The sequence below is a fragment of the Furfurilactobacillus curtus genome (assembly GCF_045862785.1).
GTDB classification, from domain to species: Bacteria; Bacillota; Bacilli; order Lactobacillales; family Lactobacillaceae; genus Furfurilactobacillus; species Furfurilactobacillus curtus.
In genome coordinates, this window is record NZ_BQXO01000001.1 from 484753 (window position 1) to 506663 (window position 21911).

22 protein-coding genes are annotated in these 21911 nt (G+C 42.8%); 8 read left to right on the top strand and 14 right to left on the bottom strand.

The window, feature by feature from the left end:
* The first annotated feature begins 481 nt into the window (after positions 1-481).
* Complete coding sequence (gene def, locus ACKTR2_RS02515; RefSeq protein WP_407882452.1) at positions 482-1093, top strand: peptide deformylase; 612 nt, start codon at positions 482-484, stop codon at positions 1091-1093.
* Positions 1094-1495: 402 nt separating this feature from the next.
* On the opposite strand, the gene ACKTR2_RS02520 is transcribed toward def, so the two are convergent.
* On the bottom strand, positions 1496-2032 hold the full coding sequence (locus tag ACKTR2_RS02520) for a hypothetical protein (protein ID WP_407882453.1): 537 nt from the start codon (positions 2030-2032) through the stop codon (positions 1496-1498).
* Positions 2033-2273: 241 nt separating this feature from the next.
* Between ACKTR2_RS02520 and ACKTR2_RS02525 the strand changes: the two genes are divergently transcribed.
* From ACKTR2_RS02525 to ACKTR2_RS02545, 5 genes are all read left to right on the top strand, one after another.
* On the top strand, positions 2274-2486 hold the full coding sequence (locus tag ACKTR2_RS02525; protein ID WP_407882454.1) for a DNA-directed RNA polymerase subunit epsilon: 213 nt from the start codon (positions 2274-2276) through the stop codon (positions 2484-2486).
* Positions 2487-2489: 3 nt separating this feature from the next.
* Positions 2490-4229 carry a ribonuclease J1 gene (gene rnjA, locus ACKTR2_RS02530; protein WP_407882455.1) on the top strand — a complete coding sequence of 580 codons (1740 nt, stop codon included), beginning with the start codon at positions 2490-2492 and terminating at the stop codon, positions 4227-4229.
* 163 nt (positions 4230-4392) lie between these two features.
* The gene (locus ACKTR2_RS02535; RefSeq protein ID WP_407882456.1) at positions 4393-4596 is read left to right on the top strand and encodes a DUF1659 domain-containing protein; all 204 of its coding nucleotides are present in this window, start codon (positions 4393-4395) and stop codon (positions 4594-4596) included.
* Between the two features lie 42 nt (positions 4597-4638).
* A complete protein-coding gene (locus ACKTR2_RS02540) occupies positions 4639-4887 on the top strand; it encodes a DUF2922 domain-containing protein (RefSeq protein WP_407882457.1) in 249 nt (82 codons plus the stop codon).
* A gap of 443 nt (positions 4888-5330) precedes the next feature.
* Entirely contained in the window at positions 5331-5516 is a 186-nt protein-coding gene (locus ACKTR2_RS02545; RefSeq protein ID WP_407882458.1) for a hypothetical protein, read from the top strand.
* A gap of 76 nt (positions 5517-5592) precedes the next feature.
* Here the strand turns inward: ACKTR2_RS02545 and ACKTR2_RS02550 are convergent, their stop codons facing one another.
* Together ACKTR2_RS02550 and ACKTR2_RS02555 are read right to left on the bottom strand one after the other, a co-directional pair.
* On the bottom strand, positions 5593-6168 hold the full coding sequence (locus tag ACKTR2_RS02550; RefSeq protein WP_407882459.1) for a hypothetical protein: 576 nt from the start codon (positions 6166-6168) through the stop codon (positions 5593-5595).
* 586 nt (positions 6169-6754) lie between these two features.
* Complete coding sequence (locus tag ACKTR2_RS02555) at positions 6755-7357, bottom strand: nitroreductase family protein (protein WP_407882460.1); 603 nt, start codon at positions 7355-7357, stop codon at positions 6755-6757.
* Positions 7358-7596: 239 nt separating this feature from the next.
* Between ACKTR2_RS02555 and ACKTR2_RS02560 the strand changes: the two genes are divergently transcribed.
* Entirely contained in the window at positions 7597-8343 is a 747-nt protein-coding gene (locus ACKTR2_RS02560) for a glucose 1-dehydrogenase (protein WP_407882461.1), read from the top strand.
* Between the two features lie 239 nt (positions 8344-8582).
* Here ACKTR2_RS02560 and ACKTR2_RS02565 read toward each other — a convergent pair whose 3' ends face one another.
* The 3 genes from ACKTR2_RS02565 to ACKTR2_RS02575 form a co-directional block, all read right to left on the bottom strand.
* Positions 8583-9083, bottom strand: coding sequence for a cupin domain-containing protein (locus ACKTR2_RS02565; RefSeq protein ID WP_407882462.1), 501 nt, complete (start codon positions 9081-9083; stop codon positions 8583-8585).
* A gap of 115 nt (positions 9084-9198) precedes the next feature.
* Complete coding sequence (locus tag ACKTR2_RS02570) at positions 9199-9705, bottom strand: hypothetical protein (RefSeq protein ID WP_407882463.1); 507 nt, start codon at positions 9703-9705, stop codon at positions 9199-9201.
* Complete coding sequence (locus tag ACKTR2_RS02575) at positions 9668-10720, bottom strand: hypothetical protein (protein ID WP_407882464.1); 1053 nt, start codon at positions 10718-10720, stop codon at positions 9668-9670. Before ACKTR2_RS02575 ends, ACKTR2_RS02570 begins: the two co-directional genes overlap by 38 nt.
* Positions 10721-11234: 514 nt before the next feature.
* Here ACKTR2_RS02575 and yjeM point away from each other — a divergent pair.
* Positions 11235-12728: a glutamate/gamma-aminobutyrate family transporter YjeM gene (gene yjeM / locus ACKTR2_RS02580; protein WP_407882465.1), complete on the top strand. Its 1494-nt coding sequence runs from the start codon at positions 11235-11237 to the stop codon at positions 12726-12728.
* Positions 12729-12820: 92 nt separating this feature from the next.
* Here yjeM and ACKTR2_RS02585 read toward each other — a convergent pair whose 3' ends face one another.
* The 8 genes from ACKTR2_RS02585 to ACKTR2_RS02620 all read right to left on the bottom strand — a co-directional run bounded on the left by ACKTR2_RS02585 (position 12821) and on the right by ACKTR2_RS02620 (position 21845).
* The gene (locus ACKTR2_RS02585; protein ID WP_407882466.1) at positions 12821-13606 is read right to left on the bottom strand and encodes a MurR/RpiR family transcriptional regulator; all 786 of its coding nucleotides are present in this window, start codon (positions 13604-13606) and stop codon (positions 12821-12823) included.
* Positions 13603-14700, bottom strand: coding sequence for an agmatine deiminase (aguA, locus tag ACKTR2_RS02590; RefSeq protein WP_407882467.1), 1098 nt, complete (start codon positions 14698-14700; stop codon positions 13603-13605). The genes ACKTR2_RS02585 and aguA (ACKTR2_RS02590) overlap by 4 nt, the downstream gene beginning before the upstream one ends.
* A 197-nt stretch (positions 14701-14897) precedes the next feature.
* A complete protein-coding gene (gene arcC / locus ACKTR2_RS02595) occupies positions 14898-15851 on the bottom strand; it encodes a carbamate kinase (RefSeq protein ID WP_407882468.1) in 954 nt (317 codons plus the stop codon).
* A gap of 10 nt (positions 15852-15861) precedes the next feature.
* Complete coding sequence (aguA, locus tag ACKTR2_RS02600; protein ID WP_407882469.1) at positions 15862-16956, bottom strand: agmatine deiminase; 1095 nt, start codon at positions 16954-16956, stop codon at positions 15862-15864.
* A 17-nt stretch (positions 16957-16973) separates the two neighbouring features.
* On the bottom strand, positions 16974-18365 hold the full coding sequence (locus ACKTR2_RS02605) for an APC family permease (protein ID WP_407882470.1): 1392 nt from the start codon (positions 18363-18365) through the stop codon (positions 16974-16976).
* Between the two features lie 54 nt (positions 18366-18419).
* Positions 18420-19439 (bottom strand): putrescine carbamoyltransferase, encoded by a 1020-nt coding sequence (ptcA, locus tag ACKTR2_RS02610; RefSeq protein WP_407882471.1) that lies wholly within the window; start codon positions 19437-19439, stop codon positions 18420-18422.
* Between the two features lie 395 nt (positions 19440-19834).
* A complete protein-coding gene (locus ACKTR2_RS02615; protein WP_407882472.1) occupies positions 19835-20434 on the bottom strand; it encodes a TIGR01440 family protein in 600 nt (199 codons plus the stop codon).
* A 10-nt stretch (positions 20435-20444) separates the two neighbouring features.
* On the bottom strand, positions 20445-21845 hold the full coding sequence (locus tag ACKTR2_RS02620) for a Na+/H+ antiporter NhaC family protein (protein ID WP_407882473.1): 1401 nt from the start codon (positions 21843-21845) through the stop codon (positions 20445-20447).
* Positions 21846-21911: the final 66 nt, after the last annotated feature.

The window sequence follows — 21911 nt, forward strand, 5'->3', positions numbered from 1 at the left end:
CTCTTGTCTTCAAAAACTTGTGAAGTTTTTGAACAGTATCCTTAACAACTGTATAGCAAGTCCCTTGCAACCGACCAGTCACGAGTTCCTCTATTGATCCCTTTGTCCAAAATTGCTATTTTCATCCCACTTTCAATATTCACAAGCTTCAATGCATGGTCGCTGAAAACGGCGTGACAATCATCGTGATTTCGACTTATTGTTTAAACATTCACTATATTTGTCGTCTAAAACTTGCTTGTTCTGCAGGTAGGCCTGGGTATTATACTAAGACTAAAAAATCGTCAAACCTCAACCGCCGCTAAGGCTACCCTTGGATGACCTGATTGCGTATGGTACACTAAAATCAATGAGTGAAACAAGTTTACGGTCAGTTAAAACCATTTGGAATGCTTTGACGATCAGTAATGAAAGTTCAACTTAATTCGTTTACGACCCAAAAAACATTTTGACCGAATTATAATTTAGGAGGCACTTGCGCGTGATTTTAATGGAAGATATTATTCGAGACGGTAATCCGACCTTACGGAAATACGCGGAAAAGGTGGCCTTCCCGCTTAATGATGAAAATCGTCAGCTAGCTGCTGACATGATGGAATATTTAGAGGTGAGCCAAGACCCGGAACAAGCTGAAAAATATCAACTACGTGCGGGTGTCGGGCTAGCTGCTCCTCAAGTTGATGTGTCTCTTCAAATGGCGGCCGTCTTGGTCCCATCTGCCGTCGAGCCCGAAGATCCTGATGATCAAGCGTCAATTGCCGAAGCTGCCAAGACTGCTCGCGATAATCCAATATTCAAAGAAGTCATCATTAACCCAGTTATCGTCAGTCAATCCGTTCAACAAGCGGCGTTGACAGAAGGTGAAGGCTGTTTATCCGTTGATGATGAGCATCCTGGCTATGTTCCCCACGCTGACCGCATTACGTTGCGTTACCAGGACCTCGATGGTAATGAACACAAAATTCGTTTAAAAGATTATCCTGCCATTGTGTGCCAGCATGAAATTGATCATCTCCATGGTGTTTTATTTTATGACCACATCAATCAAGCTGAACCCTTCGACGCTGAAGATGGCACTTTATTGATTGGCTAACTAGCTAAACTTTAATGAAACAATGTCGATTCTTGATCATTGGAAAATAACTTCATCTACTATAAAAGTAGCTTGGCAAACAAAAATTTGTTTGCCAAGCTACTTTTACGTTAAATCAATCAAATTTGCATCACGATACATTTGACGTTTATACAATCCACCAATTTTGCTAACAAACAAGGCCGTTTTTCCCAGTCCCCTTAGCTTCAGTTTGCCACCCAATTCAGATCGGACATTCCAACTTTTAATGTGTTCTCATTCGATTTAGGAATTGTAATTTTTGCTCGTCGCGTTAATCTAGCCACACTAATTAATGGCGCTTCATAATTCTACCAACACTTCTCTTCTGCCTTTGTCGATAGACTTGATCGCTTCACACCGAGAGCATCGGAAATCTCCTAATTATTCAGCTCGATTAGTGCTTTGCGATGAGTCTACTTGAGAGGCATTGAGTTTGCGTAAATCCTGGACGTATTCGATCGTCGCTTCATTAACTAAATAGGCAATATCAATATGCAAACGCTGTTCAAACAACCATAAATCAGTGACAACAAAAGTTGGTTGATCTGTTTTGACTCGTTTAATGTGGTTTGCTAAGGCATATTCGCCGAGTGCATTATTGACCGGCCGGCGCAAGTTAGGCAATTGTGCAGCGGTTAGCTCACCGTCTGGCAGTTCGTATTCAAAGTCCATCACGCCACGTCCCCAGACGTCAGCAACTGTCTCAGACTTTGTAAACGTCTGCTGATCACTAGCTAACCAGCCTTCACTAACAAGTTGCTTCAACACATTTCGCATGGCCTGATCAGTCACCTGTTGAGCGTCATTTCTGACAATCGCCGTTGCTCGACGAATAATCAATCGATGAATGTAGTGATATACCAAGTAAGCTAAGACCAATCCAATAATTATCGTCACCAATAATGTCAAAGTTGCCACCCACTTTCCTATTCATATTCTATCACAAACACTGGCCATTCCGTTGTTATCACCGGTCCAGTTAGTGTACATCAGTTACGGGCTATGTTAATATAGAACGCAAATGTTGTGATTTCACAACCATGTTCGGGAGAAAACCTTATATCAACATTGGACTAGTAACTCACGCTTGCTAGTCTGGTTCTTGATGCACCAAAAATAACCATTTATTTTTTTATTTATTTATAGAGGAGATTTTACGATGATTTTTAAAGTTTATTATCAAGATTCTAAAATTCGGAACCCTAAACGTGAGGACACCCACTCATTATATTTGGATGCTGAAAATGAGGCCGCTGCTATGAGTGCCGTGGAGGCCCACACAGACTACAACGTGGAATCCATCGAAGCGCTTGAAGGTAACGCCTTAGACTATGAACAACAAGGCGCCAACTACAAACTCACGGAGTTTTAGTCCATGGCGAAACTCAATTTAAAAAACAATGAAACTGCCGTTTACGCCGTCGGTGGTTTGGGTGAAATTGGTAAAAACACGTATGGCGTTCAGTTTCAAGACGAAATCATTGTAATTGATGCCGGCATTAAGTTCCCCGAAGACGAATTGCTGGGAATTGATTACGTCATTCCGGACTATTCGTACTTGAAACAAAATGAAAGCAAAATTAAGGCCCTCGTTATTACCCATGGTCACGAGGATCACATTGGTGGGATTCCTTTCCTATTACAGCAGATCCATGTGCCAATTTATGCTGGTCCACTACCAATGGCCTTAATCAAGAACAAATTAGAAGAACATGGCCTCTTACAAACGACTGAATTGCACGAAATCAATGAAGACACCGTGCTGAAATTTCGTAAAACAAGTGTGTCGTTCTTCCGAACCACCCATAGTATTCCAGATACGCTAGGAGTCGCGGTAAAGACACCTTCTGGAACCATTGTGCAAACGGGTGACTTTAAGTTCGATCTCACCCCGATTAACACGCCCTCACCTAACCTACAGCGGATGGCGAAACTCGGCGAAGAAGGCGTGCTTGCCTTATTATCAGATTCAACCAACGCTGAACGTCCTGAGTTCACTAAGTCTGAACGCTGGGTCAGTCAATCAATCCACAAATTATTTGATAAAATCGACGGTCGAATCATCTTTGCGACCTTTGCTTCAAATATTTCCCGAATTGAGCAAGCTGCTGAGGCGGCGATCCAACACCATCGTAAAATTGCTGTGTTTGGTCGTTCAATGGAAGCTGCCATTGTCAATGGTCGCGAGCTGGGTTATTTGAATATTCCTGATGATATTTTAGTTGACGCTTCAGAACTCCGAAACTTACCGGCCAATGAAACTTTGATTCTATGTACAGGCTCTCAGGGTGAACCGATGGCTGCCCTTTCACGGATTGCCAACGGTACTCACCGACAAATTTCCATCCAACCGAATGACACGGTCATCTTTTCCAGTAATCCAATCCCTGGGAATACGACGAGTGTGAACCGCGTCATTAACGAATTGGAAGAGGCCGGCGCTGAGGTCATTCATGGTGCCGTTAACAACATCCATACTTCTGGACATGGTGGCCAAGTTGATCAAGAGTTAATGTTACGGTTAATTAAGCCCAAGTATTTCATGCCAATTCATGGTGAGTATCGGATGCAGAAAATCCATACACAATTGGCTGAGCTTTGTGATGTCCCGGATGACCATTCGTTTATCATGGAAAATGGAGATGTGCTGGCCTTAACGGCTGATTCAGCTCGAATTGCCGGTCATTTCAATGCTGGTGACGTCTACGTTGATGGTAACGGTGTTGGGGATATTGGCAACGTCGTCTTACACGATCGGCAGATGCTGTCTGAAGAAGGTCTCGTTGTGGTCGTTGCCACGATTGATTTAAAGAATAAAGAGATTCAAGCCGGTCCAGACCTACTTAGTCGCGGTTTTGTCTACATGAGAGAATCCGGCGACATGATCAATGAGGGCCGGCGGCGCGTGTTCAGAACTATCCGTCGTGCGATGAAGGATGGTAATGCCACGGAAGCCTCAATTCGGACTGCGATTATTGATGATTTGCAAAGTTTTCTCTATGAGAAAACTGAACGACATCCATTGATTCTACCCGAATTAATCATGACCAGTACCAACGCTAAGCCTGCCGTTAAGAAGCGTCAGGCCACAAAAAAGGCGTCTACTGAAGCCTAATACTAGACCATTAAGCACTACCTTTTCACGATTTGAAGAGGTAGTGCTTTTTTTGGCCATTTTGCTAAAAGTTATCTTTACAATCTGACTTTTCATTTCGTTACTATTACTGTAAGCGTGGCCACCCTTACAAAACTAAAACAGTCCAAAGGAGACTAACTTCATGTCAGATAAATGGCTTACTAGTTCCGTTCAATTCGAATTCATTGGTGACGGTCACTTGCTTCCCGTTAAACGAACCTATCCCAACGTGGTGGAAAGCGCAACGACTGAACAACTAATGAAATTTGGCCAGGCAATCGCTAGTTTAACTACCGACACCTTAAGTGACACCACACTGATTAAGAAAGAAGCCGTTGCTGGATAACCGCTAATCCCTCTCATTCTCATAAAAAGGAGCGTAAGCTAGATGAAAAATCTTAGTTTAAAATTCACCACTGCCGCCGGTAAAAACGTGCATTTGACCATTCGCAATGTTAATCAAAATTTGAGCCAGGAAGTAGTTCGAGCAGCCATGCAAGACATGATTGACGCTCAATTAATCACTGATAAAAAAGGCATTCAACAATATACCAAGGCCCTTTCGGCCCAATACGTCGAGACAACTAATACACCAATTTTTGACGCAGAACCGGCACCAATCGTCGCAAATAACTAGTTACTTAATCGCTAACCAATTCACCCCGTGAGCAGGCCCGACCAAGTTTCCATCGGTCGGGCCTGCTTTGTCGCGCTATGATCAACAGCAATTGTTCAATTAGCGCGACCTTTTTTGGTTATTTAGGCAGAAAGGCAGCTTTTATGCGAAAACGACTGCGAAAATTGTTTGTCATTATAAGTCTGTTGATAACTGGTTGGTTAGGTGGACAACAATTCCTGACGCCTTCCACACCGATGAACCCCTGCCCCTATCGGCAATCACAAGATCAAAAAGTCGACAAATTAATAAAAATTGTGCACAATAAATACAGTCAATTACCGCTGATTATCCACTTTTTTAAAGACTTTGACCTGTTTTGACTTTAATGGTGTTCAGCGCTTGACCCACCCAATAAATAATGTTATTTATTAGGAGTTAATTTTTAATGGAGGTCGCGTCTTATGGAAACTGAAGCTCACCGCAACTTGATTACTGCCAAACTTCGGCAACTGTTTAAGAGTAAGCCCGTCGTTAAGGAAGATCGTACTGTGATTGTCCCTGCTCGCGTTCAGTCAGAAAACTCTCGCTTTGAACGCTCATTGGCTACGACGCTGCTCAGCTTGCAGTTTGCTCGCATTGGCGAATGATTTTAAATTGAAGTAAAAAATAGCGACCACCCAAAGTTAGTTGGGTGGTCGTTTTCTATTTCCTAGGTGAAGCCGCCTAATTGGCGATTTGGCCCGACCAAGCAGACGCTCGGTTCGTCAGTAGCCGATCCATCAATTGTGGCCACGTATTCGACTGTAAGCCAATACGTAAAATTTGTGATTGATTATCGATAATTTCAGCAAGCAAATCGGTCTTCGTGTTAAAGCCAATTTCCCGGACAAACTGGAAGTCTAAATGTTGCCGCCGCAATGGTTCCAGTAATTCAAAATAGTCCACTGGCAAGTTACAAAGTCGTCGATCCAACGCCTTTAGGTTCGCCGTCGATAGCACGACCTGTTCAATTTCACGCCTGTAATGACTGACAGCCCAGACGAAAGCTTTCACCCAGTTACTACGAATCACGTCAGCACCAAAATAGACGTGCGAAACTCCCGCGGTCGCTTCAACCATAAAAAATGGGTCATCAGGTTCGCCCACTAACACTTCAAAACGGTCCGTAAAGCCCGCTTTTAACGCATGTGGTCGATCGGTAGTCAACCGAATATCAGCTGACGGATGTGCATTTGCAAAAGCTTCAATGACAGTCGCGGTTAATGATTGTGCGGCGCCAACAAATAAAATTTTTGCCATGGTGTCCTTTCGCCTTCCAGTCCTGCATCATTCAATCGTAATTCTCTTAATGGCTTTATTATAACCATTTTTTCATGTTGTGAATATACCAAATAGAAAAAAAGACGATTTTTTTAATTTTAAGTTGTGAACAACTTTCGCGTTTGTCCTGTCATACACCAATCTAGTAGTTCGTAAAACATTTTACAAACTTTATCAATTAGCTATACCAATTTTAATAACAGCTTTGATTTTAACCGAAATAAGCATAACTTCATCACTGATCAAAGATGCATTTCACCGATTTAACGCGGTTTCAAAGTGAACCATATACCCCGTTAACAAAGCCGATTAATCGTTCCTGTGACAGACCACTCATCTTGTTCTAACATAGTGCCTACCAGGTTACGAGGTTTTTCAATGCTCAATCAAGACGAGTGGTCGCTAGTCTCCCCTAAATTATCGCTAAACTCATTAACCTTTTTGACCATGCCAGTTGGATAACGCTGTCGCAAATCACTGAAATATATTGTCAGTGCAAATATAATCTTCTTGTAGATCACTAAAAAAACACCTCAGATCTTGTCTGTGGTGTTTTTTCAATCAATTAGTTAAAACTCTTAAAGCGGATGCCATCATCAATGTAATCCTTGTCATCAGGTGTTGATTCAACAGAACCGAATGGCATCTCACCACGTAACCGCCAGTTATCCGGAATATCGAATTCAGCTTTCACAGCCTCGTCGATAAGCGGATTATAATGCTGCAACGAAGCGCCCAAACCATTTTCAGCTAAAGCCGTCCAAGCGGCAAACTGAGCGTTACCAATATGCTGTTCAGACCAGTCATAGAAATTCTCCGCATACAATGGAAAGCCTTCCTCTAATTCCTTGACCTTGTCCATGTCCGTATACCACAACATTGTGCCAAAACCAGCTTTAAAAGCACCGTTCACTTTAGCCTCAGTGTTACCAAATGCTTCTGCTGGTGTAACCTTCTTTAACTCAGCCAGAGTCATATCCCACACTTTTTCGTGAGCCTGACCATAAGTAAAGACCACTCGAGTTGTTTGACTGTTAAACGCTGAAGGCGCTTCTTTAACAACGTCAGTGATTAACTGATTCAATTCAGCTTCGGAAAAGTTGACGTCCTTTCCTAGCGTGTAAATTGTCCGACGTTGCTTCATTAAGTTGAGTAAATCTTCCTTCATCTCAAATGCCTCCAAGTGATTTCAATTAAGTAGTTGAGCAATAGCTCTGGTATTACTATATACAACTTACAAAAAGTAAGCAAGGCCTATTTAACTTTTTCTCGCAAAAAGACCGACCCTTGCCCAGTCGCACAAACTGAGTACCAGTTTCGTTTCGATCTTGTGCATCTATTCACTTTAGGTGACAACTGTGCGAGAATGAAAGGAGTTCATAAAGTAAATTCAAGGAGGCTATCATTATGGCAGGACGTTTAACTGACAAGGTCGCAATTATTACTGGTGGAACTAAGGGAATTGGATTAGCCACTGCGGCGGCTTTTCTTCGCGAAGGTGCCAAAGTTGTGATCACATCACGCAATGAAAACGATGGTGAACAAGCAATCGCACAATTAGCCGGTGGTGACAACGCGACTTACATGCAACAAGACGCTTCTAATGAAGATCGCTTTAAACAAGTTATCGATGACACCGTTGCTAAATACGGCAAACTGGACGTAATCGTGAACAACGCTGGGATTGCCATTGCCAAAGACGTTGAACACACAACTAGTGAAGAATGGCATCAACTGCTTGGCATTAATCTAGATGGCGTGTTCTATGGAACTAAATATGCGATGATCGCCATGAAAGATCACGGTGGGTCGATCATCAATATGTCTTCCATCGAAGGATTCATCGGCGATCCACTCTTAGCCGCTTATAATGCCTCCAAGGGTGGTGTACGTTTGTTCAGTAAATCAGCTGCCCTCTACGCAGCTAAACAAGGTTATGGCGTTCGCGTCAACACTGTGCACCCCGGCTATATCAAAACACCATTAGTCGAAGCACAGCCTGGAATGGAAGAAGCCCAAACTAAATTAACACCAGTTGGCCACATTGGTGAACCAGATGATATCGCAAATATTTGTGTCTATCTTGCCTCTGACGAATCTAAATTCGCGACTGGCTCCGAATTCGTCGTTGATGGCGGCTACACCGCTCAATAATCAAGCACTGCTCATCATTTAAACCCAACGATAGTCGCTAAATTTACAGTGTAGTCAGTAATTTTAGGGTAAGCGGATCTTATGCTGTATGGTCCCTTAGCACGTTAATCATTGACCTCAATATAAAATGTAAACCAGACCCAGCATCGTTAGATCATAATGACATGATGCATGTAAATGCAAAAACGTCGTACCCTCATCCATCGGATGAAGGTACGACGTTTTGCATTAATTATCAATCAATCCGGAAGTGTTGCGTAGGCCAAACGATCAATGACAGAGGTAACTTGGGGATAAACAGCGTTCAGTTCAGCTTTTGTAAAGAGTTTAAAATCCTGATAATCAAATCCTGGTGCAACCACACAGCTAACCAAACCAAATTCAGCGTGATCTGACACCTCTGAGCCGAAAATGACGCCAGCGCGAACGGTAGCTTGTAGGACTTGTCCAGCATCTAAATCAGATCCTAACACGATTTTTTGATATGAATGATCTGGCATTAAACAGTGAATCGTCACTGCCGCTCCATCGTGAAAGAACCATAACTCATCATGCTTAAGTTGATGAAAATGTGATGGCGAACTATGACTCAACAAAAAGTAAATACTAGTGTATTGATAGCGTTGTGCTTGGGCAATCTCGTCCAGTTGCTTAATTGAACTATGACCAACTTCTTTAAACCAGCCGCCCTCAGGATGCGGCGTCAACTTTAGCTGGTTAATAATCGTTTTCATATCCATTCTTTTTCTCCTCATATAGCAACAACCAAAGTTTCCATCCATATAAAAAGGTAGTTCTAAAATAACAACCTAATAGAGCGAAACGTACCAAGTTTAGACGATTTCATGCAGGCCATCATTTCCCATGTCCCACCAAAATACCGATTGCAACGCCAATTCCGGTCAATGCCCCAAAGCCGTCGCCAATTTCAAGCATATAATGATCCGCATTATCAGCTTGCTGGCGAATTATCAGCACAGTCTTGGCTCCATTTCGAAGTACATATTGAGCCCGTCCTAACCCTGTAGTTAACTGTAAATTCTCGTGGCGAACATTAATCTGGTCTGTGCTCCGATAACTGACTGTCCGTGTCGCGACCACCGCGACAGGTTGTTGATTGATTGATAAGCGATAGCGCGCCCCCATAAATCGCCTTTTTGACTCGATCAATAGCGTTTGACCATCAATAGTGAGCTCATAATGGGTCGGTGTTGTTATCAGCCACCCCAAGAAACCATTCCAAAGGCTAGACCAAAAATGGCTCCGACTTTGCCCTAAAATCAGACCTGTGTCTGACAACACACGAAAACGCTGCCCATGTTCATTAAATTGAAGTTGTATCGTTAAATTCGTTGCTCTCACCACCCGTAAACGCCTTTTCTTTAGGATACGTGGTTATTGCCGATTCAACAAGCGTTCGTTGTTCATCAGTCCGTAGCCATTGCCCCTGCTTTTGAACTGCATAAGTTCGTGAAGCTTCTTTAAATCCTGGAACATTTTTCCAAATCAAGGCTTCAAGCTTTTCGACCGACCGCGGTTCAGTGGGTGCCTGACCGTGAGCCATAAAGTGGCGGGCCTTGGGCATGATCCGCCGGCCATGGCCATAAATAAATGTTTTAATTTCGTCGGTTAGTTCAGCTGGTGTCAACTGCAATGCATCCGCATACCCCGTTAGCATATAATCTTCAACGGCGGCAACCATTAATGTTTCAATCGCCATATCATGAAAGTCTTTGGGATCGGTTACCACCAATTCTGGATGAAAGTTAATCACATTGGTCAACGAATTCTCCAATCGCGGCCGAGCAACTTCAAAGCCAGATTCGGCCATCATCGTACTTAGATAATCCTTTTGGATTTGGACAATTTGCATGGCATCTGCTAACCGACTACGAATAAAGTAAAGCGTTGTCGACAATAATAACTTCAAGCTGTTGTCAAACACTAAGGCGACGGCATTTCCTTGGTCCTCCAGCGCAATCAGATTGTAAAAGCTCACCCATCCAGTTCGCCAATCGCTTGGGCCGCCAAGCGGGACTAGACCAAAATGTCCATGGACAAACGGCAGATAAGCTTGATTGCCAGCATATAAATGGGCCAAACGCATATATAGACTCGTCATCGTGGGATGCTGTTCAGTCACCTGCTTCATCAGTCCCACCGCACTGGCCTGAGTTAAAAATGCGCCCTTGCACCAATCAATTACCAATGTGTACCGGTGCGTATCCAATTCGACCGGTTGCAACAAAATCGTTGTCGCTAAATCAAGCTTATATCCGGTAAAAACCTGATGCTGTGCCCATAATTCCTGGGCAAATTGATCGGTTCTCAAATTAAAAGTCTTACCATGTAGCATTGAGTTCATCCATAAAGTCATTGGTGGTGCTCCTCTCAGGTATGTCTGTTACTCGTTCAGTATAAATGATTGGGTGAGCCTCTAGTAACTATAATTCAATTAATGTTCGTATTTGATCGTTAAATGTTATTTGTTAACAAATTTGAATGATGGATGGAGGTAATTTTAATCATTTTCCGAAAATACCAAAGCCTGCGAAGCTAATAATCCGCAATAAACGAACTTTAACCTATAAAAGACCGAAAACTTAATAATTAAAGGTTTCCTTAAGATGTTTTTCAAATGACAGTTTGCATCACAGCCATAAGGATTTTTTTAATTAGCCCGTCAACTTGATTTAGATCGCAAGTCAAATTCCAACAACTAGTCCTCGTCTAAATGAATAAAGTTCCAAGAAAATTACCTTATTTTTCAATTCCGAAATGTCATAAGTGTGCTAGTATTACAAGGTTAGTTATATGTTAGGCTTTGAAGCTAGATCAATACGCATAAACTTGCAGATACTGTTATTTTAAAGAATTGGAGCTGACGAAACTTGGAGGAAGAGTTTCTTGAACAACGAAACATCAATTTAACTGGCTTAGTCTTAATGGTTTTTACCGCGATCTATGGTATCGGGAATACAACGGTTGCTTACGATCAAATGGGTTATGCCGCCATCATGTGGTATATACTAGCCGCTATTTTATTTTTCTTACCTAGTGTCTTGATGTTTGCTGAATATGGCGCGACTTTTAAGGCCGCTCATGGTGGAATTTATTCGTGGTTGGCCGAATCAATTGGGGAACGACTCGCTTTTACGGGTACGTTTATCTGGCTTTCCGGGTGGATCGTATGGTTAGTCTCTGAAGGATCAAAGATTTGGATCCCTTTCGCTACTGCAATTTCAGGCCATGACACCACCCAACAATGGCACCTCCTAGGGCTAAATTCCACCGAAACCATTGGGATATTAGCCGTTTTGTGGATGGTTGTGGTCACCTTTTTCTCCACCCATGGCATCAATCAGATTGCCAGGTTTGCGGCCTTCGGTGGTGCAATCTCCTTACTGATTACAGCATTTTTCATGCTAACCAGTTTGCTTCTCTTACTAATCAATGGCGGGCGCCTGGCCCAACCAGTTACCAGCATGAATTTAATTCACTCGCCGAACCCACAGTTCACTTCACCAATCGCATTAATGTCATTTGTTGTTTACGCGATTTTTGCCTATGGCGGTATGGAAACGATGGGCGGGGTTATCGATAATGTTAAAAACCCTGAAAAAACGTTCCCCAGAGCCATGCTGATTTCTACCTTCCTGATGTTGTTTATCTATTCAATCGGTATTTTCATGTGGGGCATTAGTGCCAATTGGCACAGTGTTTTAGGTAATAAGTCAACCGACTTGGGTAACGTGCTCTACGTTTTGATGAACAATTTAGGGGCCAGCTTAGGACATGCGCTACATTTATCGAGCGCGGGAGCAACCAGTTTAGGTAACTGGTTCGGTCGTTTGATCGGCATTGAAGAATTCTTATCAGATACCGGAGCCTTCTTTGTGTTGGTTTACTCCCCCTTAAAATCATTTATTATGGGCACGCCTGACAAATTTTGGCCAAAACGTGTCACCCGTCTTAATCGATTTCAAGTGCCGGCATTCGCAATGTGGATGCAAGCTCTGATTGTCTGTGTCGTTATTCTAGCGGTGGCCTTTGGCGGCAATAGTGCTCAATCTTTTTACACTGTGCTAACTGATATGGAGAATATTTCATCAGCCTTCCCTTACCTATTTTTAGTTGGCGCTTTCCCATTCTTCAAGCGCCGTCACGATTTACAACGACCGTTTGTTGTTTACAAAAAGCCAAGTATCACTTGGACGGTGTCTGCGATTACTTGGATCACAGTCTTAGCGGGCATCATCTTCACCGTTATCCAACCAATGTTAACTCATGATTATTACACAGCTTTTTGGACCATTATCGGACCGATCTTCTTTGCCGGCATTGCTTTGACGTTTTATCACCATGCAAATAGGAATACAAATTAATCGTTTAAAAGAAGTCCAATTAATAAACACCGATGAACCGGGATCGCCGATTCATCGGTGTTTATTGGTTTAATCAGCCACCTAATCTCTAATTATTGCTGATCTTCTAGCCACTGATACAATAGCAATTCCATAATTACAATGGCAGCGACACGTGAACCGATCTCTAATCCTTGAGGAGACTGCACTTCATCAACAAACGTATATAGATTGACATCACTAAGATTTTGAACTGGATTATTATCCGCCCGCGTAATTGACAAAATTAGGGCACGGCGGTCTGAATGCTCAAGCAACGTTGAAATAAGTTCAATAAACTCTGAATGTTCACCACTATAATCAATAACAAGCACTAAATCCGCGGCCGAAATATGGCTAATCGCCGCTCGCCGATATAATCGATCTTCAGGAAAATTAACATTAAAACCTGACATCCGATAAAGATTCGCAATATACTGGGCCGCACTCTTGCTCGTACCTGTCGCAAAAATAAATAGTGTATCAGCACGTGCTAATTTGGCCGTTAACTGATGGAGGACTTCCGGCCGGATAACGTGAACTGTCTCGACAATATTCTTTAGGTAAGCTTCCCGATAATCGCTTTGTTCAACCACAAATTGATCGGATTGTTCACTATCAGTGGAAGCGCCCTCTCGCGTTGTGTATTTCAAGACCGTGATAAGTTCACTGTAGCCAGAAAAACCAATTTTACGCACAAAGCGAAGAAACGTTGCTGTTGAGACAAAACACTTCGCTGACGTCTCCCGAATTGACATATTCTTAATGTCATTCATGTTTGTCACCAAGTAGTCAAATAGCTTGCGTTCATTACTGGTCAAATTTTGTATGTGTTCGTCGACAATTTCAAAAAAATTCATAAACGAGCCCCCAATCCATTCATATTAGGGCGGGTGTGAACAATCGTGTGAATGTTACCACCACCTAAAATCATTTCTCGAGCTGGGAAAGGTACAACCTCCTTGTCTGGACACAATTGCTTCATCTTTGTCAGTGCAACTGAATCTTGCGGGTCACCAAATTGAGGAACGATGATGGCGTGATTCAACGTGACAAAGTTCACATAGCTTGCCGTCAATCGTTGGCCATCTGTCCTTGGCAACAACCCATTGATCGGATCAATACCGCTAGCTTCCTGCTGTCGAATGCTTTGAATATTGGGCATCAACAAATAATGAATTTTCAAGGAACGTCCCTTTGCATCGGTGGTGTTTGCTAGAATCGCTTCGGCTTCTCGGACTGTTTCATACATCGGATCTGCAGAATTATTTGTCCATGTTAAAACAACTTCACTGGGACGAATAAAATTCACCATGTTATCGATCGCACCATTAGTTTCATCCAAAAAATAGCCATGTTTTAACCAAATGACTTTTTGAATGCCAAGGATCTGCTTAAATGCGCCCTCGATCTCCAATCGCGTCCGCCCCGGATTACGCCCTTCAGACAACAGCACATCCTCAGTGCTAATCAAGGTTCCCTCGCCATCAGTTAAAATGCTACAACCTTCAACCACTAAATCATGGTCGATCGTATAAGGAATTCGATTCAATTCGGCCATTTTTTGACCAATTAACCGGTCTTGATCCCAGGGAAAATACAGGCCATCCAGTAAACCACCCCAAGCATTAAAATCAAAATTGACGGCCTGCAGCTGGCCTGCAATTTCCGTATAAATCGGTCCAGTATCCTTAATAAATACATCATCGCTGCTTAATTCCAATACGCGAATTTGATGCGCCAATCGCTTGCGCGCGTTAAGATATTGTCGTGTCGATACAAACATCGTGACTGGTTCGAAGCCAACTAATAAGTTTGCTAATTCCGCAAACGCCGCTTGTGCCGGCTTGGCACCATCACGCCAGTTATCTGGTCGCTCTGGCCAGATCATATACAAATCTCGTTGTGGTTCAAATTCCGCCACCATTCTTGGCTTACTCAATTTTTGACTCATTAACAACTACCCCCACTTTCTATGTTTTTAACAATACTCGAACTCTCACTAAAAAAAGTCCCTAGTTTAAGTTCACACGATAATTTTATGTAACCAATAATTTACGTAAGACAAAGTCCCCTACCTCCCAATTGGGAAATAGGGGTCCTTGACTTATGGCTCAATCATCATCATTAGCTTTCCGGCTGCCCACAACATTACTGAACTTTTGCCTGGGTAATGATCGTACCAGCACCACTTTTTAAAAAATTAGGGATATTTTTTAATGAGGTAATGACTGCTCGGCCGTGACTATGATTTACAAAATCAATCGCAGCTTGAATCTTAGGTAGCATTGAACCCCGTGCAAATTGATTTTGAGCGATATAGCGCTGACACTGGGCTACCGTGACCTCCGTTAATTGTCGTTGATTAGGTTGATTAAAGTTCACATAGACGTTATCAACTGCCGTCAACACAATTAATAAGTCTGCATGAATTAGCTCAGCCAATTTTTCCGAAGCAAAATCTTTGTCAATCACGGCTTCTCGGCCGACATAACCCTGCTTTTCGCGCACAACGGGCACGCCACCGCCACCAACGGCAATCGGAATCACTTGATTGGTAACAAGTTGATCAATCACTGAAGCTTCCACCACATTTATCGGACGTGGTGAGGGCACGACTCGCCGAAATCCTCGGCCGGCGTCTTCCACAAATGTTTGTTCACGGTGTTTAGCGCGTTGACTAGCGACTTCATTGGCATCATAGAAAGGTCCGATTGGCTTAGAGGGATCCGTAAAGGCGGGGTCGTTTCTGTCAACTTCCACTTGCGTCACCACAGTTGCGACTGCTCTTTTTAGGCCAAGTTCGCTCAAAGCTTCATCCATTGCATTTTGCAACCAATAACCGATACTTCCTTGAGTCATGGCCACCGCTGTATCAATCGGCATTGCCGGATTTTGTAGCGTGGCACCGCTGGCCTGTTGAAGCAATAAATTACCAACTTGTGGACCATTTCCGTGGGAAATAACCAATTCATCGCCTTGCTGAACAAATTGCACCAGCGATTGAGCGGTTTGTCGAAGTGCTGCTTGTTGGGCCGCAGCACTCGCGTCTTTAGTTAAAATCGCATTTCCACCAAGCGCAACTACAATTCTTCGACCTGTCATTTACAATCACCTATGCTTTCGGAACTTGTTGGGTAACGCAGTGAATATTGCCACCACCTAATAGAATTTCACGAGCAGGCACCCCAACAACTTTTCGGTCTGGATACAAATCTGATAAGACTTTTTTGGCATTGGCATCAGCAGGATCATCGAATGTTGGATAAACAATGCCGTCATTAGCCGTATAGTAATTGACATAGCTAGCTGCTAACCGGTCACCGGCTTGACGTGGCAGTGTGCCATCCACCGCATCGACACCTTCGCTTTCTTCTTTGGTGATGAGAACTGGCTTAGGAACGTTTAATTTCACAACTTGAATTTGACGTCCCTTTGCATCCGTGGCTTGTTCAAGAATTGCCAAATTTTCTTGGGAAATCTTGTATTGTGGATCCGTCTCGTCGTCTGTCCAAGCCAAGGCGACCACCCCCGGACGGACAAAATTGGCAATATTATCCACATGACCATTTGTTTCATCATGATAGATCCCATTCTTTAGCCAAATGATTTTTTCTAGATTCAAATGTTCCTTTAGCACCGTTTCAATTTGCTCTTTTGATAATTGTGAATTACGTCCTGCTGAGAGGAGACATTCTTCTGTCGTGATCAAAGTTCCCTCGCCATCGACGTGAATCGAACCGCCCTCAAGGATAAAGTCGTCTAATCGGTAACGGTCAACCCGTTCTTGTTCCGCCATCTTCTGAGCGACCCGATCATCCTTGTCCCAAGGAAAATACAAGCCGTCAACTAAGCCACCCCAAGCGTTAAACGTCCAATCAATTGCGCGTAAGCCGCCCTGATCGTTTTTAACAAAGGTTGCGCCACAATCGCGGATCCACGAATCATCGTTTGAAATTTCAACCACTTCAACCTGATCAGGCAACATCGTGCGCGCATTTTCATATTGATCATCATTAACACCGACAGTCACATGTTCGAATTCTGAAATTGCGGTTGCGACATTAACAAACGTGTGTTGCGCTGGTTTGCCCCCATTACGCCAGTTATCAGGTCGTTGTGGCCATAAAATATACACACCTTGATGTGCTTCAAATTCAGCAGGCATCCGATAACCATCTTGTTTAGGGGTACTTGATAAAGTTCTCATATTAATTAGCTTCCTTTCTACTTAGCTTGGTTAGCTTGTTTTAAGTCAGAATGTTGTTCATGATGTTCAGCAACACGTACTACAATTTCACCAATAATCAGTGCCAAAATCGTGCCAATCAAGATTGGAATCTTATTGTTCATTTCTTCGCTGGACCCATTTAATGGCAAAATTGACAGTAAAATGGTAGCAATGAGCAAGACCTCCGGGATCCACGTCATCAAATTAATTAACCACGGTCCGCCTGGAACTTTAAACGGTCGATCATGTTGCGGATCACTGTGGCGCAATTTCCAAAATGCCGGAAACATCATCGTATAGGACAGTAACAATGCGACAACATTTAAGGCGAAGAATGCCCAAAAAATATTTTGATTAGGGATAAATGGTGAAGCGATGACCATCACAGATGCCACAATCCCATTTAAATAACCAGTGCCAACTGGCATTCCTTTGGCGTCTTCTTTACCAAAGACTGCCGGTAGCGCATGATCTTTGGCAGCATAGTCGGCTACGTAATTCACGCCTAACGCCCAAGAAACCATTTCTGAGGCCAAAATATACAGGAACATAATTCCAATAATAATGACAAACCAGTTCATCTTGCCGATCATCAAGATAAAGCTATCAATTAATCCAGAGGAAGCTGATAACTTATCTGTCGGAATTGCCGCGCCCATTCCAAAGGCGGCTAATAGGTAGAAGAATGCAATGAGCACCCCACCATAGATGATCGCCTGGGGGATTTGCTTCTTCGGTTGGTCCATATCGTCAGCCATCGTCGCCACAACTTCAAAGCCAAGGAAGTTAAAAATAATGACCGATAAATTACTTAAGCTAGATAGATTGAGCTTCGGCAATAAATTAGTACCAGTATAATCATTAGCTAAACCTCTGGTAGCCGCAAAATAAATACCTAGAATGCCTAAGGATAGAATGGTGAAAATCTTAGCAAACGCGGCTAGGTTCAAAATCCATTTGCTTTCACTGATTGGCTTATTTCCTAGCAAGACAACCGTCCAAACAAATAGGAGTTGAATTACCATCGTCCAGGCAACATTCATGTGAACTTTAAAAATTTGTGAGGCCACTTCGGAGAATAATACGGCTAAGCTTGCCATCCATAACGGATAGTTGATCCAGTAAAGCCAAGCCAGACGACCACCCCACCGTCGACCAAAGGCCTGCTTTACCCAATCGTATAAACCACCATCGCCAACATATGTTGTTCCTAATTCGGATGAAATAAGTCCATAAGGGATGAAGAACAAGATCAATAGAAAAATCCACCAAAAGAATTGCGAAGGTCCAATCGCCGCGGCTGGCGCAGCCGACTCAACCACTAATACCACTACTACCGCCATTAGGACGGCATCAAACAGTCGAAATTTTTTCTTATTTTTCTTCATTACGCACTTCCCCTTTGAAGAAGCTAAGCTCGATAACAAGCCTTGAGTCAGCTTCTAGCCAACTTGATGCGTTAATAAGGCATCAAGCTTTGACTGAAACTGTTCAACTTCCTGTGTCGTTGCGTGTTTCATCAATGGATTAAGTAAGTACGTAAAAATCGCGCGCATCGCTGTCTTTCGGTTGCCGGCTTCTTCCCAGACTAGTGAGTAATCGGAATCAATAACTTCGTCGGTCACCTCTTCACCGCGAGTAGCTGGTAGACAATGCAAGAATTTTACATGATCAGAGGCTTTCGCAACCAAGTCAGCGTTAACTTGATACTTTGGATAAAAAATATGCATCCGTTCATCCTTTGGTAACTCTGATTCATACAGGCCGTACCACACATCCGTATAAATGAAATCAGCGTCCGTTAAGGCTTCATCAGCATTATCCGTCACTAACACGGAACCACCTGAAACAGATGCGTTCTGTTGACCGATCGCCAATTCTTCAGGCTTAATCTGGAAGCCTTTTGGCCCGAATTGGACAAAGTCCATGCCCATCTTGGTCGCCATGAACATTGTCGAAACACAGACCTGCGTGGCATCCCCAACAAAGACGATCTTGCAGTCACTGAGTTGTTTACCAGCGGGCAAATGCTCACTCATTGTAATGATGTCACCAAGTTCTTGGGTGGGATGATTATAATCGCTCATAAAATTAACAACTGGAACCTTGGCAAACTTACCAACTTCAGTCACTGTCTCGTGTCGTTCCACCCGCGCACCAATGATGTCGACAATATTACCAAGCACATGAGATGTATCCTCGATTGTTTCGTGCCCACCAAGTTGAATTTGTCCAGGCGCCAGATACTGAGCATGTCCACCTAATTCAGTCATCGCGGCTTCGGCGGATGTCCGGGTACGGGTTGATGATTGCTCAAAGATCATCCCTAATGATCGATTTTTTAAAAGCTGAGGGTAATAACCCTCGTTAATGGAAGCCTTGATGGCAATCCCCAAATCAATCATGTATTGAATTTCTTCCTTGGTATAGGTATTCGTGTCAATAAAATCACGTTTTTGCATGATGTCTTACTCCTTTTCAATAAATTTTCTTTGATTACGTGAACAGCTTAACGAGACAATCAGAAAACAGGAAGCGCTTCCAGCATTTCCAAAACGGTCAGTAAAAAAGGTGTAACGTGTTTCTTTTGATGAAACACGTTACACCTTCTATCCATCCACTAACCACGCGCTTGCCAGGTCGTTAGTGATTTAAATTGTGGCGAAATTGTCTGATTGATGTGTAACAGCGATAATTGAACAACAACTTCAAACCGAGTATGAAAAAGGCTCTGCTATTTTCACAAATGTTCCTTTTCTTGATCAAACTCGGTATATATTTCAAAATACAATTTTATTTCTACCTTTCATCTCATATCAACTCGTATATTTTTAACGGTGACTTAAAGCCAAAAGATTCATTGTTTCATTGGGATAATTCCGGAGGGTAAATCTTGGGTTCGTTTGTGATAGATCGCCCGTTCCCCACCGATGTATTTAGGCTTACTTCGAATAAAGCTCACATGTGCGCGACCGATATTTTTAATCGACGTGCGGACGGAGATCTGAACAAAGCGCACGTGCATACCAATAAATGTGTCACCAATGTCCATGCCAGCATCCCCCACGACATGCTCAACTTCTACTGGATTTTTAAATAACTGAAAAGCAGCTACCTGCGCTGGACCGCCAGCACTAATTGACGGTACAACAGACACAATCTCTAAATTTCTTTTTTTCGCCAATTCACGTTCAACCAAAATGGCCCGATTGATATGTTCTGATCCTTGAACTGCTAATTCAATATCGCGCGGCTGCAAAACATCCAAGAGCGTCCTAATTACTAACACACCAAGTGATTCACTTGAACTACTGCCCATTCGATAGCCTTGAATTTCGCTGGTACTACAGCCTAGAACAAAAATATCGCCTTGCTCTAAATTTGCTTTGCCCAATAACTCCTTGACGCCAGTCTCAATTTCCAGTCGAATCCGTTCACTAAGGTCCAGACTGTCCATACCTGCCTCCTTAACTTCTTTGCCGTTTTTTACGGTACTTCCACGAGACCAACGAAAATCCCAAAATAATGGTCATAAGTGGGTTTAGGTAAGGGTAAAAAGCAAACGGAATATATTTTAAAGGATTGACATTGAGGGTGCCCGAAATAAACACACCGCTCACGCCCCAAGGAACAAGCGCGTTAATATCAGCACCAGCCGTTGCTAATGTTCGTGATAAGTATTTGGGGTCCAAACCCAATCGATGGTAAGCCCCTTTAAAGGTTGTTCCCGGTAAAATAATTGAAAGATACTGCTCACCAACAGCAAAGTTAATTCCAATACCACTCAACGCGGTCATTAGAATTAAACGTCCAGGCGTATTTACAAAACGTTGAATACTGTCAATTACGCCGTGTACCACACCAAATTTAATTAATAATCCGCCAAGAGAAAGTGCACAAATAATGAGTGAAATTGATCCCAACATGCTATCAATACCACCACCACTCATAATCTTATTAACCGTTGATACGCCCGTTGTTGCGTGGTATCCACTCATTAAAATCAACCCAATTTTATTAATCTTAATCCCAGGTGATTCAATTAAAACCATTGCGATGGCCGTCAGCGCGCCTACCAATAGGCTTGGCACAGCGGGCACTTTGCGCCAGGCCAGCAACAATAGCACAATAATCGGAATCAGTGACCATCCAGAAATCAAGAACGAATGTCCGAGTGTATTACTAATTTCGTGAATAGTTTTTAAATCAGCCACATGTGTCGTGGTGCCAATGAAAAAGTACATGGCCATAGCAATCACAGCAGCCGGTATGACGCTTTGACTCATGTTTTTTAAATGAACATACAAATCCACCTGTGCGATCCCAGTGGTTAAATTAGATGTATCAGATAATGGCGACATGTTATTCCCTAAAAAGGCACCAGAGACTATCGCCCCCGTAACTATTGGCGCAGGAAATCCCAACACATGGCCGATGCCCATAAAGGCAATTCCCATCGTTGAAATGGTAGTGAATGCGCTACCTACCGTGATCCCAATAAGTCCACAGATCAGAAAAATTGTGGGCAAAAAGAATTTGATAGAAAGCACTCTAAAACCAATGACCATAATTGTGGCGATGGTACCCGATGCCAACCAAGAAGCAACTAATAAACCGATCATTAAAAATATAATGATTGGAATGATTCCTGGCGTGATTCCTTCAACAATTCCATTAAAAATTTCATCCCAACTAAACCCACGCAGGTGACCATAAAACATAATTAGTGTGAATACCAACAAGATTGGAATTTGAGGTGCCATTTTGTAATGAATAATTAAAATGCCCAATAAAGAAAACATTACAATTAACGTTATTAAGCTCTCTGCTAATCCAAATTCCAGGTGCACTCGCTCATCTTTTTTCATGGTGTTACCTCTAAATGATAAAAGGGTCCCGCTTTAATTAAGTAGGCCCCTTTCAAACGTATTGTT